Origin of the sequence: Photobacterium gaetbulicola (genome assembly GCF_003025515.1) — a bacterium.
GTDB lineage: Bacteria > Pseudomonadota > Gammaproteobacteria > Enterobacterales > Vibrionaceae > Photobacterium > Photobacterium gaetbulicola.
Genome location: NZ_PYME01000017.1, coordinates 21,208 through 35,749, shown reverse-complemented (window position 1 = coordinate 35,749; position 14,542 = coordinate 21,208). Strand labels below are relative to the sequence as shown.

Here is a 14,542-nt window from a genome sequence, read left to right as displayed (position 1 = left end):
TATAGGCTGCCCCACTGCAATATCAAGCAAAGATCACCTCGACAGCGCCTGGCCCATGACACGTCGGCGCAACCACGTAACAGCCACGAGCAACGCTAGCCCGCCGAGGCCGAGCCCCCCGCCGCTACTGCCACTATTTCCTCCGCCGCTGGCCACGGACTGGCCCCCATCGACCACTTCCCCCGCCCCTTCATAGTTGGCCAAGAAAGGATCGACGGCAAAAGTCGCCATCGGCTGATCCAACGCCCCCTGACCTATTTCCGATTCCAGCCAGCTCCTCTGGCTCGCGACTTCCGAATAGACGCCTGGCAACCGGCCGGCGCAGCCTTCACCAAAACTGACAAGCCCTACTAGGCGCAAGCCAAAGTCACTGTCTGCCGCCCGCAATGGATCCTGCCAGACCAGCGGGCCGCCGGAATCACCAAAGCAGCTGTCTCGGCCGAGTGTTGGCGACACGGAACCGGCACATAAGAAGATACCGTATTCGCTGCTATTGATGTTTGCGCCCCACATGGAGTCGCAAATATTGTCAGGCACCCCAGATAACAAGGTCTGCCGAAGCCGGGTTGCCCCCGAGCTGGCATTACTGGCATCGGTACTGCCCCAGCCTGACACCAACAAGTTCGGCTGGCGTTCGCCGTTGGTGACCCAGCCATTGGCAAAAGCCTCGTCCGCTCGCTGCTGGTCATCCGCCGATGCTAGCCGGATAGGCTGCGCATTGTCCGGCAACGGGCTGGACAGCTTGACAATGGCCATATCGTTGGCAAACCGTGAAGCATTGTATTGGGGGTGAAGTACGATTTCATGCACCGCCACCGCATTGAGCGAGCCCGCGCTGAAGATACTGGTGATACCAGCCCACACCTTCACCTTGCTCGGTTTGGCGGTCTCGAAGCCATTGCGCATACAGTGGGCAGCAGTCAGCACGACATCGGCGCTGATCACCACACCGCCACAAATGAAGGTTCTTTCGTTCGCACCTTCGCCAAAGGTCATATTGAGGTAAGCCTGCCAAGGTATTTCGCTGGACCCGGACTCAATACCGCCGATAATTTTCGGTTGAGGTACAGGATCATCACTGTGTACATAGAATGGCAACCACATCGCCCAAGACAGCATGATAAACAGCAGCTTACGCATTGACTCATTCCTCTACGGCATCATTTTAATGAGTATACGACACAATCTCTTTTTTAACGCATGAGAAACAAATGAGAAACACCTAAATAACTTGCGAAATCTTTGACTAGCGTCATAGGTCGCGTTCACAGGATTGGCTACATTCATAGAAGAAGAAAAAAAAGGAACTGAGAAACCCGCAAAAATGGGCAAAAACAACAAATAACTTACCGTTATTGAGGAGGCTCTATGTTTACCGTCGCCGATATGATGACGCCCCATCCCCATACCTTGAGCGCATCGCATACGCTTGCCGATGCCAAGCGGCTCATGACCAAACATCACATCCACCATGTCCCGATCACCGACAAAGACAATCACCTGATTGGCCTGGTGAGCCAACGGGATATCCTTTCAGCCCAGGAATCGAGCCTTGAGCAAATCTCAAAAAGCACGTTCATTTCTGCCCTTGATATTCCACTGGAGCAAACTATGCACCGCAACCTGAGGTGCGTTGACCCGACAGCAGGGCTCAAGGAAGCGGCAATCTATATGCAAAAGCACCAAATTGGCTGTTTGCCGATAGTCGACCACAATAAGTTAGTAGGGATCATCACCGATACTGATTTCGTCTCCATTGCCATCAACCTTCTGGAGCTCCAGGAAGAGGTCGAACCGCTTGAAAACGACTCTACATCCAGCTACTGAATATTTATCCGGTACGGGGCCAGAAAATCCCGTGACCACCGACAGCACATGAACTTTCTGGCCCACCTCCACCTCGCCCAGCAGTGCAATAGTCACCTTGCCGGGAATTTACTGGCCGACTTTGTCCGAGGCGATCCCTACCGACAATTCGACCGGGACATCGCAGACGGGATCAAACTCCACCGCTTTGTCGACAGCTATATCGATGCCATGCCGGAAGTGCGCCAGTGCCGGCAACTCTTTGGTCCAACAACCCGCAGAGTCAGCGGCATCGCTCTGGATATGGCTTGGGATCACTTTCTTGCGCGCCATTGGCAACAGTTCCACCCCCAAACGCTACCCGATTTTGTCACCGCAGCCCGGGCAGAAGTCGAGAAATACCAACACAACATGCCAGAGAGCTACCTGCTAACCATGAACCGAATGTGGCAGCAAAACTGGCTGCTGCAATACCAATACCCCGAGACCTTGAACACCGCACTGCTGCGCATGGCCGAGCGCAGGCCAAGGCTCCACCAGCTCGCCCTGACCCCCGAGGTCCTGATGGCCAACTACCGACAGCTAGAAGAGGCATTCTTTTTGATTTACCCACAAGTCGAGCAGGCCGCACAGCAATTCCGGCCGTACCGCAGTCTCTGAATAAAAAAAGAGCGCCACTGCGGCGCTCAAACATCAACGAAAATATAACAATTACTAGGAGGTTCAGGTTGTTAAGTTATTTAAACTGATCTTCTTCGGTCGACCCCGTCAACGCAGTGACCGACGAGTTTCCGCCCTGGATGGTATTGGTCATCTTGTCGAAGTAGCCGGTACCCACTTCCTGCTGGTGAGCCACGAAGGTATAGCCTTTATCTGCGGCTTCAAACTCAGGACGCTGAACTTTCTCAACATAATGACGCATCCCTTCACCCTGGGCATAAGCATGGGCTAACTCGAACATGTTGAACCACATGTTGTGGATACCTGCCAGGGTAATGAACTGGTACTTGTACCCCATATCCGACAGCTCTTGCTGGAACTTGGCAATGGTATCGGCATCCAGGTTCTTCTCCCAATTGAACGACGGCGAGCAGTTGTAGGCCAGCAGCTGGTCCGGGTACTGAGCATGAATGGCTTCTGCAAATTTACGCGCTTCTTCCAAGCAAGGTGTTGCGGTTTCACACCAAATTAGATCGGCGTAAGGCGCATAGGCAAGCCCACGGGCGATGGCCTGATCAATACCGGCGCGCACGCGATAGAAGCCTTCTGGGGTACGCTCGCCGATAATAAAGTCCTTATCGTACGGATCGCAGTCTGAAGTCAGCAGATCCGCCGCGTTGGCATCAGTACGGGCAATCACCAAAGTCGTGGTACCCGCCACATCAGCTGCCAGACGCGCTGCGACAAGTTTCTGTACCGCTTCTTGAGTCGGAACCAGTACCTTCCCGCCCATGTGACCGCACTTCTTCACCGACGCGAGCTGATCTTCAAAGTGCACCCCAGCCGCCCCTGCATCAATCATATTGCGCATGAGCTCGTAGGCGTTCAATACCCCACCGAAGCCGGCTTCGGCATCCGCGACTATCGGTAGGAAGTAATCAATCCCTTCTTCCGGTGAACTCCCGTTCGACCACTGGATTTGGTCTGCACGGCGGAACGAGTTGTTAATACGCTTAACCACGGCCGGTACCGAGTCCACAGGATATAACGACTGATCGGGGTACATGCTCGAGGCGGTATTGTTATCCGCGGCCACCTGCCAGCCCGAAAGGTAAATCGCTTCGATGCCAGCCTTGGCCTGCTGAACTGCCTGACCGCCAGTCAGTGCTCCCAAGCAGTTGACATAGCCTTTTTTGGCATCGCCGTTGACCAAATCCCACAGTTTGTCGGCACCACGCTGGGCAATCGTGTTGGCCGGGGCAAACGAGCCGCGTAGGTTAATGACCTCTTCTGCGGTATAGGTACGCTTTACATGCTTCCAACGTGGGTTTTCCGCCCAATCCTTTTCCAATGCTTCGATTTGTTGCTGGCGAGTCAATGTCATAATGATGTCCCTCGTTTCATTTGGCGATAATCCGCATCACATTTTGTTATTGGCAAACTGACTTTTCATCTCGGCCCGGCAGGTTGACACCGGCACAGGGCCTTTCTCGTTATTGGCTTTGGGGTGTTACTTATTCTCAAATTCCCTGCCGTTATTACGGCAGGTACTCATACCCGGGTAAGGTCAGGAAGTTAACCAGTTCATCACTGGTGGTCAGCTGTGACATCAAGACCGCAGCCTCTCGGTACCTTCCTTGCTGGAAATGCTCGCGGCCTAGCTCTTGCTCTAGCACCTGCATTTCCTCTTCAAGCATCTGCTCGAACAACGCCTTGGTCACTACACTGCCGTTGCTCAAGGTTTTGCCGTGTTTGATCCACTGCCAGATAGAAGCCCGTGATATCTCAGCCGTAGCGGCATCTTCCATCAAGCCGTAGATAGGCACGCAGCCGTTGCCGGAAATCCAGGCTTCGATATACTGCACCGCGACACGGATGTTGTGCCGCATCCCCTCTTCGGTTCTGTCCCCTTCACACGGTTCGAGAAGCATCTCGGCTGTAATGGGGGCATCGTCGCTGCGCGAGATATCAAGCTGGTTGCTGCGCTCGCCCAGCACGTCATCAAAGACGGCTCTGGCCGTACTGGCCAACCCAGGATGGGCAACCCAAGTACCATCGTGGCCATTGTTGGCTTCCAGTGACTTGTCGGTCTGGATTTTGTTGAGCACCCATTCGTTACGCTCAGGGTCTTTCGACGGAATAAAGGCGGCCATCCCTCCCATTGCGAACGCCCCTCGGCGGTGGCAGGTTTTCACCAGTAGGCGTGAATAGGCATTGAGGAAGGGTTTTTCCATTGTGACGACCTGTCGGTCCGGCAAAATACGGTCTGGGTGATTTCGCAATGTCTTGATATAGCTAAAAATGTAATCCCATCGACCACAATTGAGGCCAACAATGTGCTCTTTGAGGCTATAGAGGATCTCATCCATCTCAAACACTGCCGGCAAGGTTTCAATCAACACCGTCGCTTTGATAGTGCCTCTTTCCAGCCCAAAGGTATCTTCCGTAAAGCTGAACACCTCACTCCACCAAGCGGCTTCCTGATAAGCTTGTAGTTTAGGAAGGTAGAAGTAGGGGCCGCTGCCTTTTTGTAGCAGTTGCTGATAGTTATGATAGAAATACAGGGCAAAATCGAACAGGCACCCCGGAATTGGCTCTCCCTGCCACAGCAAATGCTTTTCAGGTAAATGCAAACCACGTACCCGGCAGATCAGTACCGCCGGATCGTCTTTGAGCTGATAGTGCTTGCCGGTCTCTGGATTGGTGTAAGAAATGGTGCCATTTACCGCATCCTTTAAGTTTTGCTGCCCAGCAAGAACTTCTCCCCACGCCGGAGCAAAGGAGTCCTCAAAATCGGCCATGAAAACTTTGACGTCGGCATTGAGGGCATTGATCACCATCTTGCGCTCTACAGGTCCGGTGATCTCCACCCGGCGATCCTGCAAGTCTTGCGGAATATTCTGAATCGTCCACGAGCGATTTCTGATCTCCGCCGTCTCAGGAAGGAAGTCGGGAAGGCTGCCGGCATCGATGGCTGACTGGCGAGATTCGCGTGTCGCCAGCAACTCAGGAACCCGTCCAGCAAACCGCTGTACGAGGCGCTCGAGAAAGGCCAACACCTCATCATTGAGGATGTCTGCCTGCTCTGCCGATAGCGGCGTTTGTAGTGATAGCTTCACTTCATGGTTAGTAGACAGTTCATTTTCCATCTTAAATGCTCCCTTACGAATGTAACTTAATCACCACCTGAACCATGTTCACTTTTGTCTCAACGCAAACAAACCTGGTCTTAACGCCCTATTTACGTTGCCGTAACATACGCGTAATTGCAAGGACAGGCAAATTGCCCACACTCTAAAGCGGACACCCAATCCAAATAAAAACAATAACTTGCAAAATATAGAGCAATAACTCAAAACACTGAATTGAAACAAAATTCAGGAAAAAACTCGGTTTTATCACCGAGAACTTATCCCCCTCATTTTCGTAACAACTTACGTAATTAAATTACCAAAAGAGCATTTTTAAACAGGCGTCCCGATCTGCGTTTCAAACAAATCAGCCATTCCACAGAAGCAAATTAACGCCCTCAAAACAGTTAGTAAGCTCAGCGATTTGGTTGTTTTTTATACACAGCAAGCATAGACCCTTAATCAACAGGTTTCATTTATTTTTATTGCGAAACATAATAAACCTACAAATTTCAGGCAGTTTCTTTAGATTGGGTTATCGGGAAATACCACGGCAAGGTGAGAAATCAGCATTTTGTGCTGTAGGAGGCAGTTGTTTACCAGCACTTAATTTACAGAAAGGAAATATTGCAAAGTAGCCGCAATACACGCGGCTACAAAAAAAAACAAGGTGGGAATGAAGTGGTTACAATAACCCTTCAACAATGTCGGCCAGGCGATGGAAGGTACGGGTACGGCTTGACGTCGGCCGCCATACCAAGCCGATTTCACGATAAGCTTCCTGCCCTGGGGGATCGACCACAACCAGGTTCTGGTTATGCAGCAACCCATGATCAATCGCCATTTGCGGTATAAATGTCGTGCCCAACCCATTGGCGACCATTTGTACTAACGTATGCAGGCTGGTCGCAGTGAATGGGTTGATCTTCTCTTTGGTGGTCAGCTTACAGGCGGAAACCGCATGGTCCGTCAGGCAATGCTCTTTTTCCAACAGAAAGACTGACTCGTCAGGAAGATCGGCGTAGCGCAATGGCGTAGTCACCTGCTCTGCTTGATTGCGGCTAATCACCATCTTAAACGCATCACGGCCAACGAGCTGGCTGTGCATACCATTAATCTCTACTGGCAGAGCCAAGATCAGGACATCCATCTCGCCATTGCGCAGTGCGGCCAGCAAATTAGTCGTGGTATCTTCACGCAGCAATAAATTGAGGTTCGGATGGAGGCGGTTCACTTCCTGTACCAAATCGCACAGCAGGAAAGGGGCGATGGTCGGGATACACCCCACCCGCAACTGGCCTTCCATTCCATCTCCAGTACAGTTGGACAGCTCCATCAAGTCTTGGCTTCTCGCCAGCAACTCGCGGCTACGTACCACCACATCTTCGCCGGTAGAAGTAAAGACCAAAGACTTGTTGTCCCGTTCGATCAGCTGGCAGCCAATCAGCTCCTCGAGGTTCTGCACCCCGGAGCTCAACGTCGACTGGCTAACAAAACAGCGTTTGGCCGCTTCACCGAAATGACGGGTTTCAAATAAAGTCACTAAATAGTGCAGTTGTTTTAGAGAAGGAAACTTGTTCATCGTAAATTTCGATTACATCAATCTATTTATTCCGCTTTTTTGAATTTACCAGTTTCGATATAGTTTGTCTCGTCCAAACAGAGAGCCGACCGGAAAGGTAGGCGACAAACCGAATAATTTAGGAGCACCAACATGGTACTAGTAGGTCGTCAAGCACCAGATTTTACTGCTGCAGCTGTTCTAGGTAACGGCGAAATCGTTGATAACTTCAACTTCGCAGAATTCACTAAAGGTAAGAAAGCAGTAGTTTTCTTCTACCCACTTGACTTCACATTCGTATGTCCTTCTGAGCTAATCGCTTTCGACAAGCGTTTCGCTGATTTCAAAGAGAAAGGCGTTGAAGTAATCGGTGTTTCTATCGACTCTCAGTTCTCTCACAACGCATGGCGTAACACTGCTGTTGAAAACGGCGGTATCGGTCAGGTTCAGTACCCACTTGTTGCTGACGTTAAGCACGAAATCTGTAAGGCTTACGACGTAGAGCACCCAGAAGCAGGCGTTGCTTTCCGTGGTTCTTTCCTAATCGACGAAGACGGTCTTGTACGTCACCAGGTAGTTAACGACCTACCTCTAGGCCGTAACATCGACGAAATGCTACGCATGGTTGATGCTCTTAACTTCCACCAGAAGAACGGTGAAGTTTGCCCAGCACAGTGGGAAGAAGGTAAAGCAGGTATGGACGCATCTCCTAAAGGTGTTGCCGACTACCTATCTGAGCACACTGCAGACCTAGCTAAGTAATTTAGCAATCACACCACGCTCAACGGTGTGAAGGTAATAAACGCAAAAGCGTAAAGCCAATTGTCAGCCAACGACAAAATAATGAGGCCCGGACACACCGGGCCCTTTTTCTATCTGCACACCTCGCCCGTAGCCCATCAGAACCTTGATCTGACCAATCGTCTCTGCCCCCAATATCGACTACACTGCTTGTCATCTCTACCCTTTACCTAACCGCTGCTATGACCATTGATCATATTGAAGTTTGCATCGACAACATCGAATCCCTCCACCTCGCCCAGCAAGGTGGCGCAACCCGTATCGAACTTTGCGCTTCGCTCGCATTAGGCGGGCTCACCCCCAACGCCGGGTTAATGCAACTGGCCGCCAAGCATGCCAAGGTACCGGTCTATGCCATGATCCGACCACGCCAAGGGGACTTCCTGTTTTCGAGCCAAGATAAGGAAGTCATGCTGGCCGATGCCCACATGGCCAAACAGGCAGGACTTGATGGCCTGGTCATAGGTGCACTGAACGATGACAGTACGGTAGATACCGATTTTCTAGCTGACATTAACCGACTTGCGGGTGGTATGGGGCTGACTTTCCACCGTGCTATCGACCAGTGCCTCGAGCCAATGGCTGCGCTGGATACCATCATGCAGCACAACTGCGAGCGTGTACTCACTTCAGGCCTCGAAGCCAATGCCTTCGCTGGCATCCCAATGCTCAAGCAGATGGTGGCACACTGCGGCGAACACTTGGCCATCATGGCCGGTGCCGGAGTCAATGCCAACAATGCCGCCCAAATCGTCCAGCAGACCGGCATCAGAGAAGTACACCTGTCGGGGAAATCTACCCGTCCATCCCTGATGCGCTGCTACGCCAGTTCCGCCCATATGGGTAACGCCAATATCGATGACTTCGCTATCCCGGTCACGGATCCGGAAAAAATCGTTGCCGTCGTCAATGCATTGAGTACGCTTTAGAGATCATTTAATTAGGGGCTAACGCCCCTATAAATGCTAACTATATCAAGCAATTCATTCCCCTATTCGTCAAAAGCCCCAATTGCGGTTACTCTTTTGTTATCAAGTTGAAAACTAACAGAGCCCCGCTATGCCCTATATCCCACCGAAGAAAAAACTCAAGAAAAACGATTACGATACTGAACTTGAGCGCCTGCAAATCGAACTGGTTAAGCTGCAGGAGTGGATCAAGCAGGAAGGACTCAAAGTGGTGGTAGTGTTTGAAGGGCGAGACGCAGCCGGCAAAGGCGGGGTCATTAAACGGATCACTGAAAAACTCAACCCCCGGGTATGCCGGATTGCCGCCTTGCCCAAGCCCACCGAGAAAGAACGTACCCAATGGTATTTCCAGCGCTATGTCCCCCACTTGCCGGCCGCTGGCGAGATGGTGCTGTTTGATCGTAGCTGGTACAACCGTGCCGGTGTCGAACATGTTATGGGGTTCTGCAGTGACGATGAGTACGAAGAGTTTCTTCGCTCCTGTCCTGAGTTCGAACGCATGCTCAAACGATCCGGCATCATATTGCTGAAATACTGGTTCTCGGTCTCCGACGAAGAGCAGGAAAAACGTTTCCTCGAACGAATCAACACTCCTGTAAAACGTTGGAAATTCAGCCCGATGGATCTGGAGTCCCGCAGTCTATGGGCAGCCTATTCCGCAGCTAAAGACCGGATGTTTGCCTACACCGATACCAAGCAATGCCCTTGGTGGGTAGTCGATGCTGATTCCAAAAAGAAAGCCAGGATCAATTGTATCTCCCACCTGTTGAGCCATATCCCCTATCAGGATATCGACTATCCAGAGATTGAACTGCCGGAAGTCAACAAGGAAGGCTATATCCGCGCACCGGAAGAAAACCAGACCTTTGTTCCCGACCTGTTCAATGGTGACTAGGTGACACCAAAAGTGCTCCCCTTCGATAACTGACTTTCCACGTCAATGACACCGAACGGGGTAGTTTTACGCTGGCGTATGACCAGCTCAACTGAATCTATCCCCCTTTTATTTCAAAATAATAATACAGCGTGCAATAAGCACGACTTATTAGCCTTATCAATCAAACTAATTAGATTGTGCACACCGTTCAATTTAATATTCTCGCCATAGCAAGGGATAACACGCTTATCTGTGCTAGCCGATTTCTAACTGACTTATGAGATTTCACATGAAAAAGACGATCTTTGCTCTAACTATCGCCTCTCTGCTTTCGGCTCCTGCTATGGCGTCAAAAGAAGGCTTTTACATTGGGGCAGATATCAGCGCTAACGATATTGAAAGTACTTCATTTGGTATGGGCTTTGGCCTAGTCGCAGGTTATGACTTTCAAGTAGCCCCACAGGTCGTGATTGGTGTTGAGGGTGAATACCGTCATTTTGGCGAAGATAGCGGTAGCTACATCGAGGGCTTTGGTTGGAAAGACAAAGCGTATTCTTATGGTTTTAACGTAAAGCCTAGGTACTTCTTCAACGATAAATTTTATGCTGGCGTAGCGCTTGGCCTTCATAACACAACCCTCGATGCCAAAGATGACTTCTTTGGAAGTATCAAAGAAAGCAATACTAACCTGGCATACGGTATTGAAGCCGGTTACGAGATCAATAGAAATGTTGTCATTAAGGGTGGTTACAAAGCCTATCAAGCAGAGTTGATAGGGGTGACGTTTGACGCCGACACCTTCTACATCGGTGCCAACTACAAGTTCTAATTCTGGTCGGACTGGCGGTATCATACCGCCAGCCCTATTTTGCCTACCAACAAAGAATGCCAACACGATGAAAACACCAATCGCATTGTTACTTGCTGCACTCCTCTCGACCAGCGCGTTTGCCAGCTCGGTTTCAGGGCCATATGTAGGCCTGAAGCTGGGCTTTACCGATTACAGCAAAGCTACCCTACCCGGCCAGTATGGCTTAACCGCGGGTTATGCGTTTGACATTACCCCCAGGGTAACATTGGGTATGGAGCTCAATGCAACGGAACTCGGCGATAGTATTTTCTTCAAAGGCTTTACCGCTATCGACTATAAAACCTACAGCTACAGTGCGGTGTTAAAACCCAAGTATCACTTTATGGCCATGGGTAACCAGCCCGCCTATATTGCAGCGGTTCTAGGAGCCAGCCGAATAGAAGAGAGCCGTAAGTATTATGTTCTAGGCGAAGGGTATCGCAAAGATCGCGATCAGGATACGACTGGGATCTATGGCTTTGAGGTTGGGCGAGAGGTTACGCTAAACCTTGATATTGTGGGCTATTTTAATTACCAAAAAGCAGACCTGTTTGGTGAGGACAATTACTATCGCAGCTACGGGTTTGGTATTAACTACCGCTTCTAGCGCTATTTCGCTCGTGCTCGCCCCGGCCTTTCTCACCTCGGATAAAGGCGAGCACTACACCTTTATTTCAAGATATTTTCCAGCTCTTCCTGACTGGTATGGCGAATATCCTTCCCCTTCACGAAATAGATGATGTATTCGCAGATATTCTGACAGCGGTCCCCCACCCGTTCGATAGAGCGTGCCGACCACATCACCTGAAGCACATTCGGGATCGAGCGCGGATCTTCCATCATATAGGTCATCAGCTGACGGATGATCGCTTCGTATTCACGGTCAATCCGATCATCTTCCTGATAGACCTCAATGGCCGCCTTGACATCCATCCGGGCAAACGCGTCCAGCACCTCATGCAGCATCCTCACTGCACTCTGGCCAAGCGCTTCGAGTGATACCAGCAAGTTGTACTGCTTGTTGGTGAAGTTTTCCAACGCCACCTTGGCAATACTTTCTGCCACATCACCAATACGCTCAAGGTCGGTAATCGTCTTGATGATCGCAATCACCAGACGCAAGTCACTGGCCGTCGGCTGGCGTTTGGCAATAATGCGGGTACAGGCTTCGTCAATGGCCACTTCCATCGCATTGACTTTGTGGTCATCTTTGATCACACGGCGTGCCAGTTCGATATCCTGCTTGTGCATGGCCTTAAGGGCATCGGCTAGCTGCTGCTCGACCAAACCGCCCATCGCCAGCACATGGGTACGAATACTTTCCAGCTCGGCATTAAACTGGCCGGAGATATGACGGCCAAGGCTCAAATTATCTAACATTACTCTCTCCTTAACCGTATCGACCCGTAATGTAATCTTCGGTACGTTTCTCTTTCGGGGTGGTGAAAATATCATTGGTGCTGGTGTACTCCACCAGCTCTCCCATATGCATGAAAGCAGTGTTATCGGACACGCGTGCCGCCTGCTGCATGTTGTGGGTCACAATAATCACCGTGTATTTGGTTTTCAGATCGTTGATCAGCTCTTCAATGGTCAGGGTAGAAATCGGATCCAGGGCCGAGGTCGGTTCATCGAGCAGCAACACCTCAGGCTCAATCGCAATGGCCCGGGCGATCACCAGACGCTGCTGCTGGCCGCCGGATAAGCCAAAGGCATTTTCATGCAGGCGATCTTTAACCTCATCCCACAGGGCTGCACCGCGCAGCGAACTTTCCACCGCATCATCAAGCACCCGGCGATCTTTGATCCCCTGAAGCCTCAGGCCATAGACCACATTCTCGTAGATAGACTTGGGGAACGGGTTCGGACGCTGGAACACCATCCCCACCCGGCGACGCAACGACGCCACATCGACTTTGCTGTCGTAGATATTCTGGCCGTGCAGCATCACTTTACCGTCAACCTTGCAGCCTTCAACCAGCTCATTCATCCGGTTGATACAGCGCAGCAACGTCGATTTGCCGCATCCCGACGGGCCGATAAATGCCGTCACCTGCCCTTTGGCAATGCGCATATTGATGTCGTACAGCGCCTGGTGGCTACCATAATGGAGATCCAGCCCCTCGATAGACAGCGCCGTTTTCTCTTCCGGCAACGCTGACAGATCAACAGGCTCAAACAGGCCAATTGGGGAATTAATCGAAAACATACTTTTTCCTGAATCTCACTATTGCTCCAAGGAGCGGAATTTTTCACGCAAGTGGTTACGGATCCCGATGGCTGTCAGGTTCAAACCGACGATCACGGTGACCAGCAAAAATGATGTGGCGTAAACCAACGGCCGTGCCGCTTCCACATTCGGGCTTTGAAAACCAACATCATATATATGATAACCGAGATGCATGAATTTTCGATCCAAATGCAGGTAGGGAAATTGCCCGTCAATCGGCAGCGACGGTGCCATTTTCACCACCCCCACCAGCATCAGCGGCGCCACCTCGCCCGCCGCCCTTGCCACTGCCAGTATCAGCCCGGTCATAATCGCCGGGCTGGCCATCGGCAATACAGTGCGCCATAAGGTCTCAGCCTGGGTAGCCCCCAGGGCCAACGAGCCATGACGGATCGAGTTAGGGATCCTGGCCAGGCCTTCTTCAGTCGAAACAATCACCACCGGCAGGGTCAAAATAGCCAAGGTCAACGCCGACCATAAAATTCCTGGCGTACCGAAGGTCGGTGCCGGTAACTGCTCGGCAAAGAACAGATCATCGATTTGTGCCCCGACGATATAGACAAAAAAGCCCAGCCCGAAGACGCCATACACAATCGACGGCACACCGGCAAGATTGATAACCGCAACCCGGAGCAGTTTGGTAAACACACTCTTGCCGGCATATTCATGGAGGTAAACCGCCGCCAGCACCCCAAGAGGGGTGACAATCACACTCATCAGCAGCACCATGAAGACGGTACCGAAAATAGCGGGAAAGACACCACCTTCGGTGTTTGCTTCACGGGGATCGTCACTGACAAAATGCCCAAGTTGACGCAACCAGTGACCGAACTTCCCGGCGGCAGTAAAATCGTTGGGGTACCAGATATCCAGGATCTGCTCGATAGGCAGGGTGATTTCCTGTCCGGTCATCTCCTTCACGATCAAGCTATCGCGCCCAAGCTGCTGGTGGAGCAATAACAACTGTTGTTCAATTTGGGCAAAGCGTTGCTCCAGTCGTTGACGCTCTTCCATCAGCTCTAGGGAATCACCGCTGTTACGGAGCTGAGCATTGAGCTGCTCAAACTGGTGGTTCAGTGCAACCAGATCTTTTTTCTCAATCTGACGAATTAAGTCACGGACACTATCGGCTTGATCCAGGCTGTGCTCGAGCTCTTCCAGCGGGATTGCTACGCCATCATCAGTCAACCCGACAGGAATGCCATAGAAACGGCCGTTTTTCAGTCGCTCTATCACCGCCACGCCAGCTGCTGGCACCTGGCTAACAATATGCGGTTCAAGTACGGTCACAAAGTCACTGCCCAATACATCACGGTTACCGGTTTTGATCACATAGCGGAGCACTTTTTCACCGTCGAAGCCCGAGGTATCAATCCCCGCCTCGGTCAGTTGCTCAACAGGCACGGCCTTACGCCCGTACACTTCTCCGATCACAATGCTTTGATGTCCATTTTGCTGGACTTCAAACTGATACACAGGTGCCGGCCAGAAATACCCCAACCCTTTCCAGCCAATTAGTAGCAACAAGCCTAGCACCACGATCAGGCTCAAGCTAACCGCCCCGGCCGTCAGCCATACCCAAGGTGCGCCGGATCTTAACCACCTAGTCATTAAATGTATTGTTCACTGTTATGAATGCTTGCAGATCTTTCATCAAT

At 51.2% G+C, this 14,542-nt stretch carries 14 protein-coding genes; 7 read left to right on the top strand and 7 right to left on the bottom strand.

Features of this window, described 5'->3' with window-relative positions:
* Positions 1-33 precede the first annotated feature (33 nt).
* Positions 34-1,140, bottom strand: coding sequence for a S1 family peptidase (locus tag C9J03_RS15570; RefSeq protein WP_044624103.1), 1,107 nt, complete (start codon positions 1,138-1,140; stop codon positions 34-36).
* Between the two features lie 228 nt (positions 1,141-1,368).
* Here C9J03_RS15570 and C9J03_RS15565 point away from each other — a divergent pair, with 228 nt between their 5' ends.
* Both C9J03_RS15565 and C9J03_RS15560 read left to right on the top strand, forming a co-directional pair.
* Positions 1,369-1,827 carry a CBS domain-containing protein gene (locus C9J03_RS15565; protein ID WP_039469155.1) on the top strand — a complete coding sequence of 153 codons (459 nt, stop codon included), beginning with the start codon at positions 1,369-1,371 and terminating at the stop codon, positions 1,825-1,827.
* Positions 1,828-1,875: 48 nt separating this feature from the next.
* On the top strand, positions 1,876-2,466 hold the full coding sequence (locus C9J03_RS15560) for an acyl carrier protein phosphodiesterase (RefSeq protein WP_044624104.1): 591 nt from the start codon (positions 1,876-1,878) through the stop codon (positions 2,464-2,466).
* A gap of 76 nt (positions 2,467-2,542) precedes the next feature.
* On the opposite strand, the gene aceA is transcribed toward C9J03_RS15560, so the two are convergent.
* The 3 genes from aceA to C9J03_RS15545 all read right to left on the bottom strand — a co-directional run bounded on the left by aceA (position 2,543) and on the right by C9J03_RS15545 (position 7,179).
* Positions 2,543-3,850, bottom strand: a complete 1,308-nt coding sequence (gene aceA, locus C9J03_RS15555) for an isocitrate lyase (RefSeq protein ID WP_044624105.1) — start codon at positions 3,848-3,850, stop codon at positions 2,543-2,545.
* A gap of 154 nt (positions 3,851-4,004) precedes the next feature.
* Positions 4,005-5,615: a malate synthase A gene (gene aceB / locus C9J03_RS15550; RefSeq protein WP_044624106.1), complete on the bottom strand. Its 1,611-nt coding sequence runs from the start codon at positions 5,613-5,615 to the stop codon at positions 4,005-4,007.
* Between the two features lie 667 nt (positions 5,616-6,282).
* Positions 6,283-7,179 carry a hydrogen peroxide-inducible genes activator gene (locus C9J03_RS15545; RefSeq protein WP_044624107.1) on the bottom strand — a complete coding sequence of 299 codons (897 nt, stop codon included), beginning with the start codon at positions 7,177-7,179 and terminating at the stop codon, positions 6,283-6,285.
* Positions 7,180-7,311: 132 nt separating this feature from the next.
* Here C9J03_RS15545 and C9J03_RS15540 point away from each other — a divergent pair, with 132 nt between their 5' ends.
* The 5 genes from C9J03_RS15540 (at position 7,312) to C9J03_RS15520 (ending at position 11,261) form a co-directional block, all read left to right on the top strand.
* Positions 7,312-7,920 carry a peroxiredoxin gene (locus C9J03_RS15540; RefSeq protein WP_039469144.1) on the top strand — a complete coding sequence of 203 codons (609 nt, stop codon included), beginning with the start codon at positions 7,312-7,314 and terminating at the stop codon, positions 7,918-7,920.
* Positions 7,921-8,141: 221 nt separating this feature from the next.
* Positions 8,142-8,888: a copper homeostasis protein CutC gene (locus C9J03_RS15535; RefSeq protein ID WP_044624108.1), complete on the top strand. Its 747-nt coding sequence runs from the start codon at positions 8,142-8,144 to the stop codon at positions 8,886-8,888.
* A gap of 130 nt (positions 8,889-9,018) precedes the next feature.
* The gene (gene ppk2 / locus C9J03_RS15530; protein ID WP_044624109.1) at positions 9,019-9,822 is read left to right on the top strand and encodes a polyphosphate kinase 2; all 804 of its coding nucleotides are present in this window, start codon (positions 9,019-9,021) and stop codon (positions 9,820-9,822) included.
* Between the two features lie 271 nt (positions 9,823-10,093).
* Positions 10,094-10,633 carry a porin family protein gene (locus C9J03_RS15525; RefSeq protein ID WP_044624110.1) on the top strand — a complete coding sequence of 180 codons (540 nt, stop codon included), beginning with the start codon at positions 10,094-10,096 and terminating at the stop codon, positions 10,631-10,633.
* A gap of 67 nt (positions 10,634-10,700) precedes the next feature.
* On the top strand, positions 10,701-11,261 hold the full coding sequence (locus C9J03_RS15520; protein ID WP_044624111.1) for an outer membrane beta-barrel protein: 561 nt from the start codon (positions 10,701-10,703) through the stop codon (positions 11,259-11,261).
* Between the two features lie 62 nt (positions 11,262-11,323).
* Here C9J03_RS15520 and phoU read toward each other — a convergent pair whose 3' ends face one another.
* Genes phoU through pstA form a run of 3 tightly spaced genes read right to left on the bottom strand, consistent with a single transcriptional unit; the run spans position 11,324 to position 14,495 of the window.
* A complete protein-coding gene (gene phoU / locus C9J03_RS15515; protein ID WP_039469132.1) occupies positions 11,324-12,034 on the bottom strand; it encodes a phosphate signaling complex protein PhoU in 711 nt (236 codons plus the stop codon).
* 10 nt (positions 12,035-12,044) lie between these two features.
* A complete protein-coding gene (pstB, locus tag C9J03_RS15510; RefSeq protein WP_039469130.1) occupies positions 12,045-12,863 on the bottom strand; it encodes a phosphate ABC transporter ATP-binding protein PstB in 819 nt (272 codons plus the stop codon).
* 18 nt (positions 12,864-12,881) lie between these two features.
* Positions 12,882-14,495, bottom strand: a complete 1,614-nt coding sequence (pstA, locus tag C9J03_RS15505) for a phosphate ABC transporter permease PstA (protein WP_044624112.1) — start codon at positions 14,493-14,495, stop codon at positions 12,882-12,884.
* Positions 14,496-14,542: the final 47 nt, after the last annotated feature.